This is a genomic window from Clostridium sp. DSM 8431, from assembly GCF_900116755.1.
Classification (GTDB): domain Bacteria; phylum Bacillota; class Clostridia; order Clostridiales; family Clostridiaceae; genus Clostridium.
The window spans coordinates 1-23,333 of sequence record NZ_FPBY01000042.1 but is presented as its reverse complement, the minus strand read 5'-3'; the positions used below and the strand labels follow the sequence as shown (position 1 = coordinate 23,333).

Genomic DNA, 23,333 nt, shown 5'->3' with positions numbered 1-23,333 from the left:
GAAGAAGTAATTTTTTCTTTATTATCTGACTTAGCTTTTAAATTAATAGCTTGAAGAACTACTGGAGCATTTTTAGCTTTAACTCTTTTTCTGTGATAAAAGAATTGGCTAGGATTAATATTACGCCCTTGCAGAATTGTTTTATAGATATTTTCTTATCAAGAGAAAAATATTCTTCTATATATTTTTCCCAAGTATCATTATCTAATTTTATATACATAAGTACCCTCCGAATAAAATTTATATTTTTATAAATTTTACCAAGAGGGCACTTCTAATATCTAGATACCAAATCCTTTACGCTTACCTTGATACCATCTTTTCTTGAATTTTATTCCTCAGTCTTATTATCTTTTGGTGCATTTACAACATATTTTTGATATGTTGTAGAGGATGCTGCATATCCTGGATATTGAGTTTCTATTACATCCTTAAAATATGCTTCATATACCGCTTTAGCAACTGGTGCTGTTGAAGAACCATGACCTCCATCATAAATAACTCCTACAAAAGCTATTTGTGGGTCCTCTAAAGGTGCAAAACTTATATAAGTAGCATAAGGTGCTCTTCCAACTTCTGTTTGACTTTCACCAAAATCAGCTGTACCAGTTTTTCCTCCTGTTCTTATTGGAAAACTTGAAAATACTGCTGCTGCTGTACCACCTTCGTCATTATTTGCTTTGTACATACCTTCTCTTACAGCTGCAAGTGTTGCCTCTGAAATATTTAATTCATCTAAAACTTCAGGATTAAATTCTTCTACTAATTCACCATCTGGTGTAGTAACTTTATCTACAAAATGAAGTTTATATCTTGTTCCACCATTAGCTAATGTTGAAACATATCCTGCAAGTTGCATAGGAGTAAAGTTATTCATACCTTGACCTATAGCTGCATAAACTTCTTGAGCTGGCGAAACAATTTCAGCACCCTTATCATTTATTACAAATCTTGCAATAACATCTGCAACAGTTTTTGACTGTGAATCAAGATTAAATGTTTTATTATTAGCTTCATAAGCTTTAACATTTTCCTCATATTTTTCAGAATTATTCATTATTGTTTTTACATCATCTAATATATATTCTGAAAACTCGTCTGTATTTAATGCATCGTCGTCTACTCCAATTTGAGTAAATCTTTCATTAATTTTCTTCTTTAATGTAGCTTTTGCATCTTTTACTTTTTCATTATCATCTTCACTTGTTGAATAGTCAAAAGGAATAAATGTTGTAATTCCTCTATAATCTCCTCTTTCTAAATAATCTCTTAACTCAAACTTTGAATAAAGTATAGATTGATTTTTAAATGATTGAAAATTATACACTTGACCAAAGTTTTCTTCTATTTCAATTCCTGTACTTGGCTTTTCATTACTATCAGGATCAACTCCAAGTCCAAACTTCCATGCATATTTAGCCAATGAATCTAATGCATTTATATCACTTCCAGCTTGTTTGTATAATCTATATGCAACTTCATAAAAATAGTAGTTACATGATACTTCAAGAGCATGAGTAATATCTGTTGCTCCATGGCTGCTATGATAGTTTGTATATAATAGACATTCTGGTCCAAAAGACTTTCCATATGTTTCTGGATGAACATTAAATTTTCCACTATCATATATAGTTTCACTTACTCCAACTACACCTGACTCAATTCCTGCAACACCAGTTAATGGCTTAAATGTTGACCCTGGTGGAATTAACCCTTGAGTAGCATAATTATAAAATGCTCTTGGATAAAGATCATAAGAATCAGTTCTAACTCCATTTTCAAGGGGGAATAACTCATTAATATTTTTTGAAATTCCTCTTGAATTTATAAGATTTTGACCAAAAGTCTCTAAATCAGGACTAAAGTAACTACTTATTAAATCTGCACTCTTCTCTTTATCTACAGTAAAAATATTAGGATCATAATTAGGATATGAAACACTTGCAAGTATTCTTCCTGTTTTTACTTCAACAGCAATAGCAGCTCCTCTAGTAGCTCCTGTATATGAAGAAGTAGTTCTTATTTTTTCCATGGTATCAGCTAAAGCTTGCTCTGCTGCATACTGAATATTCTTATCTATAGTAAGATGTACATTGTTTCCTGGATAAGACTCAAGCTTAAATAATTCTTCTGTTACTCTTCCCTTAGAATTAATTTTTACTGTTGTTCCACCCTTAGTTCCTCTTAATTGTTCTTCAAAGGCTGATTCTATACCTGAAATTCCTATATAGTCTGATGAAACATCATATCCTCTAAGCTCATATTTTTCCTTATTAGAACTATTAATAGATGATAAATATCCTAATACTGATGAAGCTAAAGTTGAATATGGATAATATCTTGTTGGTTCAAGAGTAACTTCAATCCCTGGAAGGTCATTTAACTTCTGAAGAATAATTAATGAAGTATCTCTTTTCATATTTTCAGCTAATGTTACATACTTATACCCACTAAAGGATTGCATTTTAAGTTCATCTCTAATCATCATATATGTTCTTAATTTCTCATATGTAATACCTTCATTTAATATGACCTCAAGCATTTCTTCACCAGTCATCTTCTTATACTTTTCTTTTTCTTCATCTGATAAATTTTGTGTCTTAATTTCAATCAAATTATATTTTTTAATAAGTTCATAAAAAGCATCTTCTGCCGAAATTTCTAGAAGCCTATTATTAAGTTCATCAATTTCCTTATCTGTAAGATCCTCAGCATTATCTCCAAATAACTCTTTTTTAATTTCTTCATCAAAGCCTCTATCTTTTAAAAATCTTAACTTTTCAGCTTCCTTATCACTTTCATCCGTACTGCTATACTCAAAATATGGTTTATTATTATCATCAAGTTTTAAAATAAAATTATCAATGATACTTTCACCATTTTCCTTTAAAATACTTTCAACTGAATTTATTGTTTCAAAAAACGTCGAGTTTGTATCAGTAGTATTGGTATATGTCATTGTATATGTCTGAATATTAGTTGCTAATATATTTCCTTCAGAATCATATATAATACCTCTTGGCGCCTTTTCTGACACAAACTTTGTTGATGTTGTATCTGCTCTCTCTTTGTAATCATCATGTCTTATAACTTGTAAATATACTAATTTAGCGCCTATAACTATAAAAATTATAGCCATTATTATAATGTAAACAGAATATCTCGATAACTCTTTTTTCTTCTTTGGTTTATTAACTATCATTTAGAACCTCCAGGCTTTTCTCATATCCTCCCTTTCGAAAAATTTCAAAATTATATTATATGAAAAAAGCATTATTACTGAATTGTAAAGCGCCGTTTTTACTCCCCTTAATAGATCTACATTTAAACCTATAAAATGTAGAATTAAATATATACCTAGAACTTTTAGTATTGTACCTATAAAGATAGTTATTATTGGTATCAATCTCTTCTCTCTCCATATTCCTTCTCCAATACTTCCTGCTATATAGCAACAAAGAGTATTAACTAATGCATTTACTCCAAATCCATTTAAAAAAAATATATCCTGCAATAACCCACTGATTACACCTATTAATATCCCCTCTTTTTTACCATTTATTATAGAATACGCTATTGAAAATACAAATAAAAAGTTTGGCCATGTTCCTCTTATTGCTAAAAAAGGTGAAAACGTATTATCTAATATTAATAATATAATTACCATTAAAATCAATATTAATCTCTTTTTCATATTTCACCTCTTAGTCATATTTTACTTCTGTTTTGTCTTTTGGTGCTATAATGCATAACTCCTCAAGTTTATTAAAGTCAACAGATGGCTTAACTATTGCAGTTTTCATTACCTTTACTTTATCTTCTTCAACTGAAATAACTTCTCCAACTCTTATTTCTTTAGGATAAAGCATTCCAAGGCCTGAAGTAATTATCTGATCTCCTTCTTGAACCTCTGAGTCCATAGGAAGATTAGAAACCTTTAATAAGTACTCATTAGAATTATTAGTATATCCTTGAAGTATTCCTGTATTTTTTCTAGTTTTTTCATCCATAACACTAACATTAATGTTTTCATTAATTATAGTTTGAACAATAGACCAATTATTTCCCACACTTGATACTTGCCCTACAAGTCCTTCTGAAGAAATAACTACCATGTTCTTTTCAATACCATCATTTTGTCCTTTATCTACAACATAACCATCTATAACTCCGTCTCCAGCATAAGCAATTATATTGATAGCTATATAGTCATAATTTGCATTTCTATCTTTTAAATCAAGTAATGATTTTAATCTTTCATTTTCTGCTTCTAAATCAGCATCTTCGGTAATTTTATTTTTTAATTCTTGATTTTCCTTTGCAAGTGCTTTATTTTCGGCTCTTACAGATGAAAAGTTTAGTATTATATCAACAAAATCTTTTAAACCTCTGTTCATGTTATATGCAACTTTTTGAATTGGATTAAGAGTATCGCCTGCTATACTCTCTATTCCTTTAGCATTTCTAGTTGCTGTTGCAGTAATTAGCCCTAAAAAGGCAACTGACAGCACTATTACAGTAACTGTCAGTTTATTCTTTAAAAGCTTCATTTATTTTAAGCTCTCTCTTCTCTGCTTATCTTGTCGAAGTCCTCAAGAGCTCTTCCTGCTCCAAGAACAACACAATCAAGTGGTGCTTCTGCAATATGTACAGGCATATTAGTTTCACGATTTATTAATGTATCTAATCCTTTTAGTAAGGCACCTCCACCTGCAAGCATTATACCTTTTTCCATTATATCAGCTGCTAGTTCTGGTGGTGTCTTTTCTAATGTAGTTTTTATTGATTCTATAATTGCATATACAGGTTCTTTAATTGCTTCTCTTATTTGAATTTCAGAAATTTCAACTATCTTTGGAAGACCTGTTATTAAGTCTCTTCCCTTAACTTCCATTGTTACATCTTCATCATCTATTTTATAAGCTGAACCAATTTCCATCTTTATTTGTTCTGCTGTTCTTTCACCAATCATTAAGTTGTATTCTTTTTTAATATAAGCAATAATTGATTGGTCTAATTCGTCTCCAGCTACTCTTAAAGACTTACTTGTAACTATTCCTCCAAGAGAAATAATAGCAACTTCTGTAGTACCGCCTCCGATATCTACTATCATACTTCCTGTTGGTTCACTTACTGGAAGTCCTGCTCCAATTGCTGCTGCCATTGGTTCTTCCATTAATACAACATCTCTTGCCCCTGCAAGCTTAGTTGCTTCTTCTATTGCTCTTTTTTCTACTTCTGTTACTCCTGATGGATAACATACTATTATTCTTGGACTTTTAAATGATCCTTTACTTACTGCCTTTTCAATTAAAGACTTAATCATTGTATGAGCAACATCAAAATCTGCTATTACACCATCTTTTAAAGGTCTTATTGCAACTATATTTCCAGGAGTTCTTCCTATCATTTGTTTAGCTTCTGCTCCTACAGCTAACGATTTCTTTGTAACATTATTAATTGCTACAACTGAAGGTTCTCTTAATACTACCCCTTTTCCTTTTACAAAAACAAGTGTATTAGCAGTTCCTAAATCTATTCCCATGTCTTTACTACTTCCAAAAAAGCCCATTGTTTTTTCCCCTTTCAGCTATATAATTCCTTTTTCTTTTAAACTAATATATTTTTTATTACCTATGATAATATGATCTAGCAATTTTATGCCCAAATTTTACCACATTCTTCAATTCTTAAGGTAATATTTATATCCTCTCTACTTGGAGACGGATCTCCTGAAGGATGATTATGACATATAATTATAGATGCTCCTCCACATTTTATTGCTTCAGAGTAAATCTCTCTAGGATGAACAATTGAAGAATCTAAAGTTCCCTTAAATATGTCCCTAATCTTTATGATATTATTTTTAGTATTTAAGACTATAAGTCTCAGAATTTCCTGATTTACACCAATCCATTCTGAACTAAGCATATCCCCTAAGTCTTTGGGCGATTTAATTTTGACTCTATTAACATTAGATTTTAAACTATTAAATCGTCTGAATAATTCTGCTAGTGCTATAATTTGAGCACCTTTAACTGATTTTATACCTCTTATTTTTACTATATCTTCATAAGATATGTTCAATAAGCCGTTTAATCCATCAGTTTCGCTTAAGATACGATTACTCAATGTAAGCACATTTTCACCCTTTGCACCGCATCTTAATATTATTGCAAGTAACTCTTGGTCACTTAATGTATCTGCTCCAAAATTAGCGAGCTTTTCTATTGGCCTCTCTTCTTTCGGAATATCTAAAATTTTAAGATTGTTGTCCATATTATTTCTCCTAATAATACTTCCCTCAACCCCCAATTTAACAAACTTTTTTTATCATTTTATTTAGCTTATTTAGTGGTAATCCTACCACATTATAATAACACCCTTCAATTTTTTCAACAAACACTCCAGCTCTTCCTTGAATTCCATAGGAACCGGCTTTATCAAATGGATCACCAGAATCTATATAAGTATTAATTTCTTCCCTAGTAAGCTCTGAAAAAAATACTTTAGTTTCTACAAAATCTTTTAATATTGTATTTGTTTCTGTGTTTATTACAACTACTCCTGTATATACTTTATGAACGTTTCCACTTAATGAAGAAAGCATTCTATAAGCATCATCTCTATCTTTAGGCTTTCCAAGAATTTTCTCGTCTAAAGATACTACAGTATCAGCTGCAATTATTATTGAAGGTTCTTTGATTTTTAACTTAACATCTTTTGCTTTTCCTAATGCTAATTCCTGAACATATTCAGATACATTACCATTATTTTTGACTATGCTTTCATCAAAATCACTTACAAGAACAGTGAAATTATTAACAATCCTCTTAAGCAATTCCTGTCTTCTTTCAGATGCTGAAGCTAAAATAAAATTCATAATATCACATCCTAAAAAGTACGCCTTTTTATAGTATTCCTCTTTTAATTATTTTTATACATAATATCTATTTAATATATTATCTTTTAATTGATTAATACTCTTTATATACCTAATATAGTTTATCATTTAATATAATATGAAACAAGTCTGTTTACTAAATTAAGAATTTTTTAATAATTTATTTTTGTTTATATTTTTTCAATATATTATAAATTTGTATTAATGAATCTTTTTGATTTTCCTTCTTATATTCATCTGGTAATTGATTAATTTGTGACACAAGTATATTAAACTCTTCAGATTTATTACTTACCTCAGAGGAAATGCTCAAAACCCACTCTTTAAACTGCTTAGTATCAACAGCCTTAACATCCTTCTCTGTTAATTTATTAATAATTTTTAAATACGCTTCTATTATTTCACCTTCAGCCCTCTTTTCATCACTATCACCTGGAATCTCACACTTTATTCTAAAATTACTTACAGATGAACCAGTAAGACTATTAACTTTTTCACTTGCCTGATCAAAATTATATATTCCATACATAAGTTTAATCCCTTCATCCTCTTCTACAATAAAGCATGTTGCTTCGGAATTAATAGAAGCTAAAGTAGCTTCTGCATTATTTTTGTCCTTAAATACTCCACACTGAATAATTCCAAAGGACTTTCCATTACTATCTTTTGGGTCTTTTTCTTTAACACTTTCCTGTTGATTTTTACCACTTGTATCTACCACATTATTTTCTTTTAAAAATAGATTATAAAACAGCATACCTACAATTATTGAGAAAGTAATACTACCTATAATCCATAATATAAAATTATCTCCCTTTTTCTTTTTGTAATCATATCTTGTGTATCTCATATTATCCCCCCTATTTTATCAATCTACATAATATATATTAAATAAAGAGGTTTCTTATTCACAAAATCACAAGATATTTCTTCTATTCATAATAACTAAATTTTCAAAGTCTGTATCAGATATCTGAAAAAACTTTTCACTTATTCTAAATTCCTCAAAACCAAGACTTTCCCAAAAGCTCAAAGCATCACTATTTTCTGAACTTACTCCTGCTTTTATATTTTTCAATTGATATTTTTTGCACATATAATTAGAAAAAGTATCAATTATCTTTCTTCCTTCTCCCTTATTTCTATTATCTTCATCCACCAAAAAATACCATAAGAATAAATCATTCTTATTTTCACCATTAATGTTGCCCTTTATTATTCCATCTATTTTTCCACCTTTGAGAACCTTAATGAAAAATTCATCTTCAGCAAAATAATATTCTAAGTATCTTCTATATAACAATTGCTTATCTAAGCTTATAACATCATATTTATTATTATTTTTTTTCATCCATTCATATAATATATTTACGTCACATTTTTGCACATTTCTAAATTCATACTCATCAAAATCAAACTCTACATCGATCACTTTTCTCCCCCCCCATATTAATGTAAATTCTACACCATTTTATATTTTCCTTTTATTGTTAATTAAAAAGTTTCTCTAAACAAAGTTATGAGGCTAAAAAAAGAGCCTTCTTAAAAAGCTAAGAAGACTCTTTTAAATATTCAATATATAATTAATAATTATTATCTATTCTCTTAAGTACCTCAAGAAGATATTCCCATACTCTTTCAGCTGAGCTTATTGATAAGTGTTCATCTGGAGTATGTGCATCTCTAATATCAGGACCAAAACTTATCATATCTAGTTCGCCTAATTTTTCTTCAAATAGTCCACATTCAACTCCTGCATGAATTGCATAAACTATAGGTTCTTTTTTATACATATCTTCATAAGTTTTAACACATAAATCTCTTATCTTAGATTCCTTTTTATATTCCCATCCTGGATAAGCTGCACTAGTTTCTAATTCACCATTAACTAATTCAGTTAAAACTCTTATTCTATCTACAATTTCCCATTTTAAACTTTCTATTGAACTTCTAACTGATGAGTGTAATTCAACTCTAGTATCAGTTGTTACCACTATACCTAAGTTTGTAGAACTTTCAACTAATCCTTCTATATCTCCACTCATTGTGCTTATTCCATTTGGATATACATCTATTAAATTAACTATTCTCTTTGTGCAGCTACTAGTTAATTTTTCTTTCACTTCATCTTTAACTTCTACAGCTTTGATAGTTACATCTTTATCTTTTGTAGCTAATTCCTTCTTATATACAGAATCTAACTCATCAATAAATTTAATAACTGTTTCTTTATCAGAACTATTTACAGCTATTGTAGCATCAGCTTCTCTTGGAATTGCATTGTCTTTAGATCCACCTTCAATAGTAACAAGATTATATGAAACTTTGTTCATAAGTTCTTGAAGGGCTCTTCCTAAAAGTTTGTTAGAGTTTCCTCTTCCCTTATTTATTTCTGATCCTGAGTGACCACCTTTAAGACCTTTAATTGATATATTAATTAAAGTATCTCCATTAATAGCTTCCTTTTCAAGATTGATTGAAGATTGAGCTCTTAGCCCACCTGCACAGCTTACTAAAAGATATCCTTCTTCTTCACTATCCATATTTAATATTATTTTACCACTTACTGATTCTTTTTCTAAAGCCATTGCTCCGCTCATTCCTGTTTCTTCATCAGTAGTTAATAAAACTTCAATAGCTGGATGCTCAATTGTATCATCAGCTAAAATTGCCATAGCATATGCAACAGCAATACCATCATCAGCTCCTAGTGTTGTTCCATCAGCATATATGTCATCGCCTTTAACAACTAATTTTATAGGATCTTTTTCAAAATCATGAACTGTATCTTTATTCTTTTCACATACCATATCCATATGTCCTTGTAAGATTACAGTTGGTGCATCTTCATAACCTTTTGATGCTGGTTTCTTTATAATTATATTTAAACCTTTATCTTGAATTACTTCAAGGCCTAAATCCTTTGCAAACTTAAATAGATAATCACTTATTTGTCTTTCGTTTTTTGAACCTCTTGGTATCTTAGAAATTTCTTCAAAATACTTAAAAACCAAAGAAGCCTTTGAATTTTGTAAATTTTTCATTTATTTCTACTCCCTTTCCTCAATAATATGATAATATTATAACTAAGATTAGTCTTAGTATATCACAATAAAAAAATTTATTAAATTATTTTACCTTTTAATAGAAACTTAAAACATTATACATACTTAAATTAAGACTAATTAATTACAATTTCAGGAGGTTGTGTGTATGCAAAAAACTAAAATGATATTTACAATTGGTCCAGCAAGTGATAATGAAGAAACTCTAAGAAAGTTTATTGAAATCGGAATGAGCGCTGCAAGACTTAATTTTTCTCATGGAACTCATGAAACTCACAAAGAAAAAATTGATCTTATAAAAAAGATAAGAGAAGAAATGGACGCTCCTACTGCGATAATTCTTGACATTAAAGGTCCAAAAATCAGAACTCATAATTTTGTGAATGATGGTGTTGAACTAAAAAAAGGTCAAGAATTTTCTTTTATATGCGGAGAAGAAATTTTAGGCGACAATACAAAATGTTCTATTTCTTATGATGTCTTATACAAAGATGTTAAACCAGGCGGATCTATATTAGTTGATGATGGTCTATTAAAATTTGAAATTCTTCAAGTTATAGGTAAAGAAATCAAATGTAAGGTTAAAGTTGGCGGAATAATAAAAAATCATAAAGGTGTAAATGTACCTAATGTTAAAATTAAACTTCCTTCAATAACAGAAAAAGATATAGATGATATTAAATTTGGATGTGAAATGGGTGTAGATTTTATAGCTGCATCATTTATAAGAAAAGCTAGCGACATATTAGAAGTTAAGAGAGTTCTTAAAAAATATGGTGGAGAAAACATTCAAGTTATTGCAAAAATAGAAAATCAAGAAGGTGTAGACAATATTGATTCTATTATTGATGTTACTGATTGTGTGATGATTGCAAGAGGTGATATGGGTGTTGAGATTCCAATAGAAAAAGTTCCAATAATCCAAAAAATGATTATCAGAAAGTGTAATAGAGCTGGAAAGCCAGTTATAACTGCTACTCAAATGCTTGATTCAATGATAAGAAATTCATTACCAACAAGAGCAGAAGCTTCTGATATATGTAATGCAATATTTGATGGTACTGATGCTATTATGTTTTCAGGTGAAAGTGCATCAGGAAGTTTCCCTAAAGAAGCAGCAAGAACAATGTCTAGAATAGCTCAGGAAGCTGAAGCTCATTTAGAATATGAACACTTAAATTCTGTAGATAATAAAAATCTTTCAGATTATGCTGATGCTATTAGTTTTTCAACATGTAGAACTTCACTTGCTTTAAATGCTAAAGCTATAGTTGCTGCAACAAAGAGTGGAGCTACTGCAAGCTTAATTTCTAAATACAGACCAAAATGTCCAATTATAACTATAACTCCATTTGATGAAGTAAGAAGACAACTTGCATTAACTTATGGAGTTCATCCAAGAACATGTGAGATGTTTAATAATACTGATGACATAATGATAGAAGCTAAAAAGACAGTTTATGATTTAGGTCTTGCTAGAAAAGGTGATTCTATTATAGTAGCTGCCGGAATGCCTACAACTCAAACTGGCGGAACTAATATGATGAAAATAGAAAAGCTTTAATTTTATTAAAAAAGAGATTTACTGAAAGTTTTTAGTAAATCTCTTTTTTAGTCTTCTAAGTAAAGGCTACATTATGAATAAGTAAGTCTAACTAGCTAATTCTATTCATCACTATATTTCATAATTATATATTACGAATTTATGAAGATATAATTATCCCCAAAGTTATTATTAATCCACAGATAAATATAAAATTACTAATGCTTTTTGATACTCTTTCCATATTATACCCTTCTATTTTGCTCTTTAATTTGCAATTAGTCCCAGCTATAGCTATTATTCCTCTTCCCCTAAAAATTGCAAATATAAGGGATACTATTTCCAAAAACAAAGCTATATAAAACAATTCAAGTACCACGCTACCCTCTCCTTTATTAAGAAAAGACAGTTTCTATATTGAAACTGCCTATATTAAAATACTTACTAATTATTCAAACTTAAAGTTTTTAAATAAATCTGCTAAAGATTCCCCTTCTTCATCATCATTATATTGCATATATTCTTTAGACTTTTCTTCTGCATCCTTTATGCTTAATGATAACTTCTTAGCTTCTGCATCTACATTCATAACCTTAACTTTTACTTTTTGACCACTTGTTAAAACATCGTCTGGTTTAGTTATATTTTCATCTGTTATTTCAGTTATATGTACTAAACCTTCAACTCCTGGCTTAACTTCTACAAAAGCTCCAAACTTAGCAAGTCTTGTTACTGTACCTTCTAAAACTTCTCCTTCTTTTAATGAGTCTCCATAAACTTTCCATGGTTCTTTATCAACATCTTTTAACACTAATGAAAGTCTTTGCTTATCTTTATCAACATCACCTATAAAGACTTCAACTTTATCCCCAACCTTAACCACATCTTCAACACGTCTAACTCTTTCCCAAGCTAAATCATTTATGTGAATAAGTCCTTGAACTCCTCCAAGATCAACAAAAGCTCCAAACTTAGCTATTTTAACTACAACTCCACTTCTCTTTTCACCTGGTTTAAGAGAAGCCCATGCTGCCTTTTTATTTTTTTCATATTCAGCTTCTTCAATTACTCTTCTTGAAGCTACAACTTTTCTATTTCTAAAATCTAATTCAATTACTTTAACTTCTAATGTCTTACCTACAACTGATGAAGCTTCAACTCTTTCTCTGCTAAGCTGTGAACCTGGTATAAATACTCTTATGCTTCCATAATAAGCAACAACTCCACCATTAACAACTTCTTTAACCTTAACAGCTACAGTTTCTTCATTTTTAAATGCATTTTCTAAATCTTCTTTTTCGTTTATTTGTAAAGCTCTTATTCTTGATAGTAAAACATAACCTTCACCATCATTTGGAGATAATACGTACACATCAAGTTCATCTCCAGGCTTTACTACATCCATAGGATTTTCTTCATCATTAGTTAATTCTTCCTTAGTTATTATTCCATCAAAAGCATAATTTATATTAACACTTACTTCTTTATCGTTTACTTCTATTACAGTTCCTTTTAATATATCTCCAGTACTAATTCTTTTAACATCATAATTATCTAAGAAATTTTCCATACTGTTCATTGATTCATTTTCCACAGCTCTTCACTCCTCAAACTTTAATTATCTACATACTTAATTTTAAACCATGAATATAGTTAATACAAGTATGCCAATTTACTCATACTAATTATATTAACCACATTAATTTCATTTTATTTTTTTCCTTTTTTGTGATTTTATTTTATTTTTGATGTATAATAATATAAATATAGATTTAGGAGGAAATACTCATGGGAATATTTTCAAGAATGTCAAATATGGTAAAAGCAAAAGTAAATACAACTTTGGATAATATAGAAAATCCAATTGAATTATTAGATCAAAAAATACGTGATATGGAAGAACAACTAAACAATGCAAAAATAAACTCTGCTAAGGTTTTGGGGAACGTTCATGAGATAGAAAAAAAATTAAATGCTGCAAAAGCTGAATCAGATGATTATGATTCCAAAGTCAAATTAGCTTTATCTAAGGGAAATGAAGATTTAGCAAAAAAAGCATTAAGTAGAAAGCTTGAAAGCGATAAAAAATGTGAATCTTTACAGTCATCTTACAATGCTGCTAAGATTCAAGCTGAAACTATTAAAAAGAATTTAAAAGCTCTTCAAGACGAAATAAATAAAACAAGAAGCTACAGAGATGAAGCTGCAGCAAGATATTCAAATGCTGAAGCAAGTAAACAAGTTAATGAAGTTTTAGCTAATGTTCAAAGCAAAACAAACTCTATTAAATTAGATGATATTGAAAGAAAAATTGCAAATAAAGAATCTTTAGCTAATGGTTTAGCAGACTTAAATAATATAGATGACTTTGATAGTGAATTTGAAAAACTAGGTGATTCTACTGATTTAGATGCTGAACTTGAAAAATATAAAAATAAATAATTTAAAGTGCATCTAAATGATTTTCTTATCATTTAGATGCACTTTTTTATTTTCTTAAACTTTCAGTTTCTCTTTTTAACTTGTTCATTTCATTGAAACAGTAATTTATTATATCACTTCTTTTTATTATTCCAATAAATATACCATTATCATCAGTAACTGGAACAAAATTTTGATTAATAGCTAAGTTTATCAAACTTTCTATATCTGCATTTATGGAAACACTTTTATGACTTATTCTTCTGTGAATATCACTAACCTTAACTGTTTCTGTATTTTTAAAACTTAGGTCTGGAGTATTCTTTAGCTTCCATAATAAATCTCCTTCTGTCAAAGTACCAATATACTTTCCATCCTTATCTATTAAAGGAATAGCTGTATATCCATGGTGCTCCATTCTTTCAATAACTTGTCTCATACTTGCTTCTACATTTTCACAAACTACTTCATTTTTAGGTGTAAGAAAAAATGCTATATTCATAATCAATCTTTCCTTTTCATATACTATTTTTTTAATTGCTAGTTTTTATATCATAAATAGCTTTAGATATACGAGCTATATTTTCTCTTCCTTCTTCCATAACACCTTTAGTATAAACTACTAGTATATATGGTTCTTTAGTATGTACTATCCCTATGTCATTTACATACTGATCATAATCTCCAATTTTATGTGATATCATTTCTATAGGTATATATTTATCTAATCTATCATGACTGCTTGTCTCTTTCATCATTTGAAGAACTTTTTTATAATATACATTAGACTCAGATTCTTCATAAAGCTTTTTAAGAATAGTATAGCTTTGTCTTGGAGTTATATAGTTCTTATCATTACCAGCATTAACGCCTGTAACCTTCATAATATACTCTGGCACACTGCTCAAATTCTTCTTTAACATTGATGTTGCTATATTATCAGACTCTTCTATCATATGCTTCATAAGATCTGATACCTTTATTTTATCTCCTAGCACAATACTTCCCTGTAAAACTCCAGCACCATCTTCTCTATTATCTAAAGTATATTCTATAAGCATGTCCTCAGAAATTTCTTTATTATATAGCTTGTCAGAAATCATCATAGCTATTGGAACTTTTATTGTACTAGCAGCATGAAATTCTTTATCCCCATTTACTGAATATTCAAGGCCTGAATTAAAATCATAGTAATATATCCCATAAAATGTTTTATTATCTCCTAAAATTTTTTCAATTTCAGTTTCTATCTTGCTCACTTCTAATGCTGCTTTTTCTTCTGCTTTCTTTTTCAAATCTTCTTCAGCTTTAGCCTGTACATCATCCTGAATATCTGTAATTACATCTTTATTTTCTACAATTTTGTTGTCAGCATCATTTTTATTGTGTAAAATCAATAATCCTGCCATAAATACTATAAAAGAAGCAATAAATATAAGAAAAACTTTCTTATATTTATTTTTCTCTTCACCTTTTTCCCAAGTATCTTTAGTTTCGCGACTTATCTTATGTTTCATATACGCCTCCCCATCTTAATTAGTTATTAATTTCGATACCAGCGAGCTTCATTAAATAAACTGCATTTTGAGTAACACTCTTTCCTCTTCTAAGCTTGTAATCAAAATGTATTTTATTATCCTGATAATATTCTCTAAAATTATAATTTTCAACTTCTTTCATTTCTTCTTCAAGAGCACATAATTCTAAATCATGAGTTGATAAAAGTCCCATAGCTCCATTATCAGCTAATTGTTTAACTAAAACAGTTGCTCCTGTATGTCTATCTTTTGAATTAGTACCCTTAAATATTTCATCTAATAAGAAGAATACTTTTTCTCCTCTCCTACATGCTTCAATTAATAATTTAATTCTTAATATTTCAGCATAGAATGAAGAAATACTTTCTTCCAGATTATCCTTTGTTCTCATGCACGTATAGATATTCATTATGCTACATGTAAATTTATCAGCAGCACATGGTGCTCCAATATAACTTAATACAAGGTTAATACCAACTGTTCTTAAGAATGTACTCTTACCTGACATATTAGATCCAGTAATTAATGTAATTTGTTTTGGTTTTCTCAAACTATAATTATTAGATACAGCTCTGTCCCCTATTAATGGATGTCTAACCTCTACTGCTTCTACTTCTGCATTTTCAGAAATTTGAGGATAGCACCAATTTTCATGGTCAAAAGCTAAATTTGATATACTGGCAAGTGCATCAAATTCACCCATAACTTGAAGCCATTCCTCTATCATAGAACCATTTGTCTCTCTCCATTTATCTAAATTGTAAAGTATAAAAACATCTGCGAAAAATAATATATTTAAAATAAAGAAGTAAGCATTTCCTGTTGAATCACCAACCCAGTCTAAAAGACTTGCAAGTTTCTGCATTTCTGCTTTACATGATTTACTTTTATCTTTATTAAGTTTACTTTTTAATTCCTTTAAATACTCACTTTCAAATTCTTCATCTTCTATTAAAGCTAAAATATTTGAATAAGCTTTCACACTATTTTTTATCTTATTAAATAATATTATAACTTCATTTATATCTCTAGTCAGCATTTTTATAACAGCATAATTAACCATAAAATCCAAAATTAAAAATGAAACTGGAATAACCTTTATTATTGATAAAAATATACATCCAAAAGTAATAGCTATAAATAAAGCAGCAATTAAAATTCTCGACTTACTTCCTCTAGCTTCACCTTTCCCCCATTTAATTAGATCTTCAAGTTCTTCACCCTTTTTCTTTTTAAATGTAGATTTAACGTATAATTTTTTTCTCCAATCAATTTTTTTACCAAGTTCCTTTATAGCTTTCTGCTTTTCTTCTATTTCCTTTTTAGTTGGAAGTTTTTTTAATGATAATATTTCACTTAATTTTTTTCTTCCACTTAAGGTTCTTGTTGTATTAATCATTTGAAACAAGGAATTATCACCAAATATATCTAAATCGTTTGCAAAGGCATGATTATCTTCTACTAATTCACTACCTTTATCATCGAACTTTTTATACTCTCCATTTAACCTCTTAATTCCTTTCTCATTAAATTCCAATTCCACTTCCATTTCTTCATACCTTTTTATTATTTTTCCATGTACTACTGCAACAATACTAAATACTATGAAAGTTATTGCAAAAATACTTACTCCGCTCATCATTCCTTGAGCTTTATAACTTTTATAAGATATAAAAAAGCCTGCTAGTAAAATAATAAGTCTGCTCCAACCTATGATATCTATTTTTTTGCCTAATTCTTTTATTTTTTCATTAACTTCTGTTATATTTTTCTCATAAAATGTTCTTGCCTTCTCCATTTAATATCCCTCACATTTCTTTCATATAATAATACAATATCATAATTTTTTACAAAATTCCATTATGTCCAAGAAGTTTAATAAATAACAAAGTAACTATAGTCAGGCTTTTTAGCACAGTAATTACTTTACTATTATATAAATGCTTTAAAATTAACAAAAGGTATCTCATTAAGAGATACCCTTTAATCCATCATATATTTTATCATAATCATCTTGTAATGCTTCTAAATAAGTTTTGCCCTGGACTTTTGTTTCTAATGTATATATAGGAACAACCTTTCCATCTATCTCTTTAGCTAAAGTTTCAGCATCCTTTTGAGAATCACTATTTTCTGAAAAGACAACATTAATTTTATTTTCTTTACAGAAATCAACTAATTGTTGCATATCTTTTATTGTGGCTTCTACATCCTCATTTGTTACTCCCTTTATAGCTTTTTGCTCTAAGTTAAAATCTCTACATAAATAAGCAAAGGCCTCATGACTTGTAACAAATGTTCTTTCCTCTACATCTGAAAACTTATTAAGATTACTATTATATAAATCTTCTAATTTCTCTTTATAGTCAGTATAATTTTTTTCATAATAATCTTTATTTGCAGGGTCTACTTCTGACAACTTATTTTTTATAACTTCACATTGCTTTATTGCTTCTGGTACACTTAACCAAACATGTGGATCTTCTTCTCCATCAGTATAAATTACATTTGCATTTTCACTTGTATCAACAAGCTGAATATCACCACTTATTTGATCTATCCAAGATTCTAGTCCTAAACCATTATAAAAAAGAACTTTTCTACTACTTAGTTCTTTTTGATCTGAAGGAGTAAAATCAAAGTCATGTGGCTCCATATTATCCTTAACAACTGTATAAACATCTACTTTGTCTCCACCGATTACTTGGGTAAATTCACCTAATGTATTAATAGATGCTGCAACTTTTAGCTTTCCATCATCTTCAGCCTTTTTACCACATCCCGCAAATAACATTGGAACAATAAGCATAGTTAAAATTATTGATATTATTTTTTTCATTTCGCACCTCTATTTGCATTTGATTTGCATTTACATCATTCAGTATAATCTCACTAGAATAATTTGTCAACAATTCATTAGATAATACAATAATTAAATTTTATATCATTTTTCAACATAATTTCCTCTTCTATTGTATGGCATGTAAATATAAGAGTCTGCCCTTTTATTCTATTATTAATGAGTTTTATAGCTGCTTCCCTTCTCTTATTATCATACTGAACAAAAGCATCATCTAATATCATACTATATTCTTCGTCATTAAAAAGAATTTCTATTAATGCTATTCTTAATGAAATATATAATTGATCAAATGTGCCATTGCTTAAATAACTTCCCTTTATTAATTCTGATTCATCTCGAACCATCATTTCATAATTATCATTTAACTTTATTTCTCCATATTTTCCATCTGTAAGGTTAAAGAAAACATCTGCAATTCCCTTATTTAAAGCTGGTCCTACAGTTTTTCTCACCTCATCTATTGATTCATTTAAGATATCCATAGCTAAATTTATTGCCTTAACTTGCTTTTCATACTTAGCAATTTTATTTGATACATTTTCTATTTCCTCGGTAATTTCCACAAGGCTTCTTTTTCCTATAAGTCTTGTGTTAATATTATTTTCAACATCCTTAATATTCTTTTCACATTCAATAAGCTCATTTGATTTTTTCTTTTCTTCTTTTTCTATTTCTTCTTCAGATTCAAAATTATAATTGCTATCAAATTTTATTACATCTTTTAATTCTTCTTTTATATTCTCTATATCTCTTCCTTTAATTAAAGCTCTATAGGTTTTTTCAACTAATAAAAGATTAGCATGAAGTTCATCTCGTTTTTTTATTATTTCCCTATATTTATTAATTAATACATCTATATCTTGAATATCTAAATTTTCTTCACCTATAACTCTAAGATTATTTTTTAAAACTTCTTCTTTTTTAATAATGCTATTTGTTAATTCTCCAATTGTTTTTTTAGAAAACTCTATTTTTTCACTAATTACTTCAATTTCTGAATTAATTTTTGAATATACATCTACTGCCTCTAAAACTTCATTTACATTTCTGCATTTAGATATCCTGATAAGAGATTTTATCATTTCATTATTTTTATCATATTTCTTTCTAATATCATAAAAGTTGTAAGCCTTTAAAACTCTCTTTTTTTCTTCTATCTTAATAACCATCTTTTCTTCATATACTTTAAACATAATATATTTTTTAATATACTTAATTAATTCTTCAGTACTGCTTAACTTTAATTTTCTTCTGTAATTATCTAATAATATTTCTATCTTTTGAATTTCTTCTGTTAACTCATCAATCTTTGATTTATTATTATTATTATTATTAATCCTATTCCTATTCATCTTCTCATAAACTATCATTCCTATAGCTAAGATTATTATTAATAATGGAAATATGAAGCTTATGGATTTTATAAAGAATAAAATTACTCCAAATATAAAGATTAAAGCCGATACTATCATCTTAAACTTTTCATTATTCCCTTCATTTTCATCATCAAATTCTTCATAAGAATAAGCCTTTTTTAACTCATTTAATTTTAATTCATACAAATCTAGAGTAGACTTTATTTCATCAAATATACCTTCATTTTCATATATTTCATTAAAGGCAACTTTTCTTAAGTTTAGCTCTTTTTCCTCTTCCTCAATAAGAGAAGATATCTCTTTAGCCGATTTTATTTTTTCCTCATAATTTTGCTGTTCATATTTTATTTCTAAAAGTCTTTCCTTTAAATTATCCCCAAATAAATCTATAAATTTATATTTTTCTATTTCTTCATTCTTCTCTTTCAAAGCAGTTATATATGTGTTAAGCTCTTCTTCTCTTTCTTCTTTTTCATCTAACATATATAAATAAGCTAAGTTTTTTTTTGATATGTTATCTAAAAACTCTTCATCTATTACCTTATTATCTTTTGAGATTATTTTAGTTATTTCACTCTCTTCATTTTTTAATTGTTCAGATTCTCTAAAATAATCAATTATCTCCTTATACTCCTTTTGAAGCTTAATTTTTTTCTGATATTTTTTATATACTTCTAAATTTTCAATTTCACTTTTTAACTTTTGTTTACTTTCCTTTTTATCTATAAGTTCCTTTTCCCAATCAAGATTTTTCTCACATATTGCTTCTGCTTCATAACGTTCTTCATTTAAGCTATCATATCTCTTCTTTAATAAATCAAGGCTACCAGCCCCTCTTGCAGTAACATATGTTTTCTTTAAAGCTTCTAATTTTTGAACCGCCTTTTCTCCTGAAACTTCATGGTCTCCACATCCATAAAGTGCTGTAACTTTATCCATTATCTCTTCTTCTTTGTCCTTATTAAAGGCCACTGATAACTGTCCTATATAAAGTGTTTTTTCAAAGGTGGATCTATTAATCCCAAGAAAGTACTTCCCAGGTTCTTCACTATTTATATAATCTAGCTTATTTCCTGTTAAATAATCTAATACCTCTGATGAATCATACTTTTTTGAACTTCCAAATTTTCTTTTTATTAAGTATTCCTTACCCTTAAAAAGTACAACCATTTCCCCATAAGCTGAGTTAGAATTAAAAGAAATATACCTTTTTCTTTCACTCTCTCCTTTAATTTTCTTTGAAGATAGACCATAAAGCATAGCCTTTATAAATGTTTCTATACGGCTTTTACCAGCTTCATTATCTCCATAAATAAGATTAATACCTTCTTCAAAATTAAGGACTTTATTTTCTATACCAGCAAAGTTTCCTATTCTAATTTCCTTAATAATCATCAAGCTTTACCTCCCCTTCAGAAAGCGCGTTAAGTCCTGATTTTAATGCAAGTTCAATAATTTCTCTTTCTTCTTCATTTTCACATTCTTCTAATCTTTTTAATAGTTTTTTTGCAAAAATACTTTTTACAGAATTCCCTCTTAAAGCATCTTCAATATTTATCTCTATTCTAGTTTTATCTACTACCTTTACAAAATAAAAACTATCTTTTATATATTCTGTGATTACATCTTCGTCTAAATTAAAATCATTAGATAATTCTCCATTTAAGATAATTTTATAAAAATTTTTCTCTCTTGCATTTTCACTGATTGAACTTATAATAAGTTCTTTTATATCTTGGTAAGTTTTACTCATGCTAATATCTATATTTACTTCTTCATAGTTTCTTATTGACGTCTTAATAAATTCAAACTTAGAATAATCTTTATTTATCTCTCCATAAACAACACCTTTATCTCCAAGCTCATCAAATCCTCTTCCTTGTGGACATCCACTGTATGCATAATAAGTTCTTCCAGCCTTTTTTATTCCACTAAAAGCATGTCTATGACCTAATGCTATATAATTCATACCACTCTTCTCTATTTCTTCCAGAGTAATAGGATTATACTCATTTTCATTTCCAGACGATATTTCACCATGAATAACCATTATATTTCTTTTATCATCTTTATATGAAAAGTCCTTTAATAAAGACTGTCTTTCATACCTATTATTAAAGGCAGCTCCCCAAACATTTAAATTCAATCTTTCAATGTAAAATTTTTCTAATGCTCCTGAAAATATATGAACATTATCTGGCCAGTTTATTAAATTATAAAAAGAATTCATCATATATGGATCATGATTTCCCGGACTTATAAAAACATCTATATTTTCAATTTTATTAAAGCTATCTTCAATAAAACTTAATGTGGACTTATCTATAGTTAGATTATCAAATATATCTCCTGCCAAAAGAAAAATATCCACATTCTTTTCTTTACATAAGTTAATAATGTTACTAAATACCTCTTTTAGCTCTTCTTTATTAATCTTACTTTGCTTTTCATCTACATCTTTAAAAGGTGTGTCAAAATGAATGTCTGCACAATGCATCACTTTAATACTTTCCATACAATCACCCTATCAAACGAACTTTTGTTCTCATTTTATCATAATACAAAGAAAAAGGACAGCCTTACGGCCATCCTTTCTTTTAATGGTACTTACGATAGTAGAAATACTTTTAAGTTACATTTCTGGTGGTGTAATATCCATAATGATTTACTCTTAGTAAGTAAGTTTAGTAGGTGTTTAATTAATTACTTTATCTTACTTTCGTATTCCTCTACCATTCTTTTTACCATTTCGCCACCTACGGAACCACATTGTCTTGAGCTTAGCTCTCCGTTATAATCACTGAACGGAACTCCTAATTCTTGAGCTACTTCATTTTTGAATCTGGCTAAACCATTTTTTGCTTCTGGAACTAATGCTTTATTTGACATTGATAATCCCTCCTTAGGTATACGATTTGTAAGTTAAGTGATGTTTCATCAATCAACTTACACTATTATATTGTGCTTTTTTTAAATTTCTATTCATAAAAAATATATATTTTTTTAATTTTAAATTTTTTAAGAGCAACACTATTATCAAATAGTTTTTCTAACATATTTATTCTTTTATCTATATTGAAAACTAGAATATAAATAATTTTGATTTTTTAGAACAAAGTGGCTGACGCCATGCTTTTCAGCGCAGGAAGCAGCTTTGCTTTGCCATGCAAAAGGCTCTAAAAGTAAAATAATTTCATATTAAAATACAATTTAATTATTTTGCTTTTAGGCTCTTTTGAGGCCTACAATTATTTTTTAATGCATTTGTCAACTTCCATATAAGAAAGCCAGGCAAAATCAGTATTTAACATCAAAAAAATTTTATATTTTCCTCGTATTTGAAATACTAAATAGTGTAGACGAATATTTATATATTTTTCTACTAAACCTAACTAGTGAAAACTTAATATTCTTGAATAGAGAAATTGATGTGATTTTCCTGGGAGCATAATGCATACCCGCTGTATAGACTATCACCTCATTCAATGAAGTTTTACGTGTAACTGGTTGGGTTTCCATTTAATTAGAATTACCCGAATAACAAACGAGGATGTATTTCATTGAAATAAATGAGATCTCTATTCAAATCAAAGGAGACTTTAACATGAATAATTTTATTAATG

Annotated in this window: 20 protein-coding genes and 1 pseudogene; 2 read left to right on the top strand and 19 right to left on the bottom strand. The window is 28.6% G+C overall.

Annotated elements, in window-relative coordinates; genetic code table 11:
• Positions 1 to 58: 58 nt before the first annotated feature.
• The 10 genes and pseudogenes from BM384_RS17585 to BM384_RS06100 all read right to left on the bottom strand — a co-directional run bounded on the left by BM384_RS17585 (position 59) and on the right by BM384_RS06100 (position 9,948).
• Complete coding sequence (locus tag BM384_RS17585; protein WP_175537299.1) at positions 59 to 220, bottom strand: hypothetical protein; 162 nt, start codon at positions 218 to 220, stop codon at positions 59 to 61.
• Positions 221 to 331: 111 nt separating this feature from the next.
• On the bottom strand, positions 332 to 3,202 hold the full coding sequence (locus BM384_RS06140) for a penicillin-binding transpeptidase domain-containing protein (protein WP_090012133.1): 2,871 nt from the start codon (positions 3,200 to 3,202) through the stop codon (positions 332 to 334).
• Positions 3,203 to 3,694 carry a rod shape-determining protein MreD gene (gene mreD, locus BM384_RS06135; RefSeq protein ID WP_090012131.1) on the bottom strand — a complete coding sequence of 164 codons (492 nt, stop codon included), beginning with the start codon at positions 3,692 to 3,694 and terminating at the stop codon, positions 3,203 to 3,205. It abuts the gene before it with no gap.
• 10 nt (positions 3,695 to 3,704) lie between these two features.
• Positions 3,705 to 4,550 (bottom strand): rod shape-determining protein MreC, encoded by an 846-nt coding sequence (mreC, locus tag BM384_RS06130; RefSeq protein ID WP_090012129.1) that lies wholly within the window; start codon positions 4,548 to 4,550, stop codon positions 3,705 to 3,707.
• Between the two features lie 5 nt (positions 4,551 to 4,555).
• Complete coding sequence (locus BM384_RS06125) at positions 4,556 to 5,572, bottom strand: rod shape-determining protein (protein WP_090012127.1); 1,017 nt, start codon at positions 5,570 to 5,572, stop codon at positions 4,556 to 4,558.
• A gap of 18 nt (positions 5,573 to 5,590) precedes the next feature.
• Positions 5,591 to 6,279, bottom strand: a pseudogene (gene radC, locus BM384_RS06120) (DNA repair protein RadC).
• Between the two features lie 37 nt (positions 6,280 to 6,316).
• Positions 6,317 to 6,883 (bottom strand): Maf-like protein, encoded by a 567-nt coding sequence (locus BM384_RS06115; protein WP_090012123.1) that lies wholly within the window; start codon positions 6,881 to 6,883, stop codon positions 6,317 to 6,319.
• 181 nt (positions 6,884 to 7,064) lie between these two features.
• Positions 7,065 to 7,754, bottom strand: coding sequence for a hypothetical protein (locus tag BM384_RS06110; RefSeq protein WP_090012121.1), 690 nt, complete (start codon positions 7,752 to 7,754; stop codon positions 7,065 to 7,067).
• Between the two features lie 66 nt (positions 7,755 to 7,820).
• The gene (locus tag BM384_RS06105; protein ID WP_090012119.1) at positions 7,821 to 8,336 is read right to left on the bottom strand and encodes a GNAT family N-acetyltransferase; all 516 of its coding nucleotides are present in this window, start codon (positions 8,334 to 8,336) and stop codon (positions 7,821 to 7,823) included.
• Positions 8,337 to 8,487: 151 nt separating this feature from the next.
• Positions 8,488 to 9,948 carry an aminoacyl-histidine dipeptidase gene (locus tag BM384_RS06100; RefSeq protein ID WP_090012117.1) on the bottom strand — a complete coding sequence of 487 codons (1,461 nt, stop codon included), beginning with the start codon at positions 9,946 to 9,948 and terminating at the stop codon, positions 8,488 to 8,490.
• 169 nt (positions 9,949 to 10,117) lie between these two features.
• Between BM384_RS06100 and pyk the strand changes: the two genes are divergently transcribed.
• On the top strand, positions 10,118 to 11,533 hold the full coding sequence (gene pyk, locus BM384_RS06095) for a pyruvate kinase (RefSeq protein ID WP_090012115.1): 1,416 nt from the start codon (positions 10,118 to 10,120) through the stop codon (positions 11,531 to 11,533).
• A gap of 139 nt (positions 11,534 to 11,672) precedes the next feature.
• Here pyk and BM384_RS06090 read toward each other — a convergent pair whose 3' ends face one another.
• Both BM384_RS06090 and rpsA read right to left on the bottom strand, forming a co-directional pair.
• A complete protein-coding gene (locus tag BM384_RS06090) occupies positions 11,673 to 11,891 on the bottom strand; it encodes a hypothetical protein (RefSeq protein WP_090012113.1) in 219 nt (72 codons plus the stop codon).
• 69 nt (positions 11,892 to 11,960) lie between these two features.
• Positions 11,961 to 13,091, bottom strand: a complete 1,131-nt coding sequence (rpsA, locus tag BM384_RS06085) for a 30S ribosomal protein S1 (protein ID WP_090012135.1) — start codon at positions 13,089 to 13,091, stop codon at positions 11,961 to 11,963.
• 209 nt (positions 13,092 to 13,300) lie between these two features.
• Between rpsA and BM384_RS06080 the strand changes: the two genes are divergently transcribed.
• Positions 13,301 to 13,954: a PspA/IM30 family protein gene (locus tag BM384_RS06080; protein WP_090012111.1), complete on the top strand. Its 654-nt coding sequence runs from the start codon at positions 13,301 to 13,303 to the stop codon at positions 13,952 to 13,954.
• A 46-nt stretch (positions 13,955 to 14,000) separates the two neighbouring features.
• On the opposite strand, the gene BM384_RS06075 is transcribed toward BM384_RS06080, so the two are convergent.
• The 7 genes from BM384_RS06075 to BM384_RS06045 form a co-directional block, all read right to left on the bottom strand.
• On the bottom strand, positions 14,001 to 14,435 hold the full coding sequence (locus BM384_RS06075; protein WP_090012109.1) for a CBS domain-containing protein: 435 nt from the start codon (positions 14,433 to 14,435) through the stop codon (positions 14,001 to 14,003).
• Positions 14,436 to 14,466: 31 nt separating this feature from the next.
• Positions 14,467 to 15,450, bottom strand: a complete 984-nt coding sequence (locus BM384_RS06070) for a serine hydrolase (protein WP_090012107.1) — start codon at positions 15,448 to 15,450, stop codon at positions 14,467 to 14,469.
• Positions 15,451 to 15,469: 19 nt separating this feature from the next.
• A complete protein-coding gene (locus tag BM384_RS06065) occupies positions 15,470 to 17,269 on the bottom strand; it encodes a MutS-related protein (protein ID WP_090012105.1) in 1,800 nt (599 codons plus the stop codon).
• Positions 17,270 to 17,440: 171 nt separating this feature from the next.
• Positions 17,441 to 18,310, bottom strand: a complete 870-nt coding sequence (locus tag BM384_RS06060; RefSeq protein ID WP_090012103.1) for a metal ABC transporter substrate-binding protein — start codon at positions 18,308 to 18,310, stop codon at positions 17,441 to 17,443.
• Between the two features lie 77 nt (positions 18,311 to 18,387).
• The gene (locus BM384_RS06055) at positions 18,388 to 21,105 is read right to left on the bottom strand and encodes an ATP-binding protein (protein ID WP_090012101.1); all 2,718 of its coding nucleotides are present in this window, start codon (positions 21,103 to 21,105) and stop codon (positions 18,388 to 18,390) included.
• Positions 21,095 to 22,225 (bottom strand): metallophosphoesterase family protein, encoded by a 1,131-nt coding sequence (locus BM384_RS06050; RefSeq protein WP_090012100.1) that lies wholly within the window; start codon positions 22,223 to 22,225, stop codon positions 21,095 to 21,097. The genes BM384_RS06055 and BM384_RS06050 overlap by 11 nt, the downstream gene beginning before the upstream one ends.
• A 188-nt stretch (positions 22,226 to 22,413) precedes the next feature.
• On the bottom strand, positions 22,414 to 22,599 hold the full coding sequence (locus BM384_RS06045) for an alpha/beta-type small acid-soluble spore protein (protein ID WP_090012098.1): 186 nt from the start codon (positions 22,597 to 22,599) through the stop codon (positions 22,414 to 22,416).
• Between the last annotated feature and the right edge of the window lie 734 nt (positions 22,600 to 23,333).

Coding starts and splice junctions, on each gene's coding strand:
- BM384_RS17585 (WP_175537299.1), bottom strand. CDS start 220: ATGTATATAAAATTAGATAATGATACTTGGGAAAAATATATAGAAGAA.
- BM384_RS06140 (WP_090012133.1), bottom strand. CDS start 3,202: ATGATAGTTAATAAACCAAAGAAGAAAAAAGAGTTATCGAGATATTCT.
- mreD (WP_090012131.1), bottom strand. CDS start 3,694: ATGAAAAAGAGATTAATATTGATTTTAATGGTAATTATATTATTAATA.
- mreC (WP_090012129.1), bottom strand. CDS start 4,550: ATGAAGCTTTTAAAGAATAAACTGACAGTTACTGTAATAGTGCTGTCA.
- BM384_RS06125 (WP_090012127.1), bottom strand. CDS start 5,572: ATGGGCTTTTTTGGAAGTAGTAAAGACATGGGAATAGATTTAGGAACT.
- BM384_RS06115 (WP_090012123.1), bottom strand. CDS start 6,883: ATGAATTTTATTTTAGCTTCAGCATCTGAAAGAAGACAGGAATTGCTT.
- BM384_RS06110 (WP_090012121.1), bottom strand. CDS start 7,754: ATGAGATACACAAGATATGATTACAAAAAGAAAAAGGGAGATAATTTT.
- BM384_RS06100 (WP_090012117.1), bottom strand. CDS start 9,948: ATGAAAAATTTACAAAATTCAAAGGCTTCTTTGGTTTTTAAGTATTTT.
- pyk (WP_090012115.1), top strand. CDS start 10,118: ATGCAAAAAACTAAAATGATATTTACAATTGGTCCAGCAAGTGATAAT.
- rpsA (WP_090012135.1), bottom strand. CDS start 13,091: ATGAACAGTATGGAAAATTTCTTAGATAATTATGATGTTAAAAGAATT.
- BM384_RS06080 (WP_090012111.1), top strand. CDS start 13,301: ATGGGAATATTTTCAAGAATGTCAAATATGGTAAAAGCAAAAGTAAAT.
- BM384_RS06075 (WP_090012109.1), bottom strand. CDS start 14,435: ATGAATATAGCATTTTTTCTTACACCTAAAAATGAAGTAGTTTGTGAA.
- BM384_RS06070 (WP_090012107.1), bottom strand. CDS start 15,450: ATGAAACATAAGATAAGTCGCGAAACTAAAGATACTTGGGAAAAAGGT.
- BM384_RS06065 (WP_090012105.1), bottom strand. CDS start 17,269: ATGGAGAAGGCAAGAACATTTTATGAGAAAAATATAACAGAAGTTAAT.
- BM384_RS06060 (WP_090012103.1), bottom strand. CDS start 18,310: ATGAAAAAAATAATATCAATAATTTTAACTATGCTTATTGTTCCAATG.
- BM384_RS06055 (WP_090012101.1), bottom strand. CDS start 21,105: ATGATTATTAAGGAAATTAGAATAGGAAACTTTGCTGGTATAGAAAAT.
- BM384_RS06050 (WP_090012100.1), bottom strand. CDS start 22,225: ATGGAAAGTATTAAAGTGATGCATTGTGCAGACATTCATTTTGACACA.
- BM384_RS06045 (WP_090012098.1), bottom strand. CDS start 22,599: ATGTCAAATAAAGCATTAGTTCCAGAAGCAAAAAATGGTTTAGCCAGA.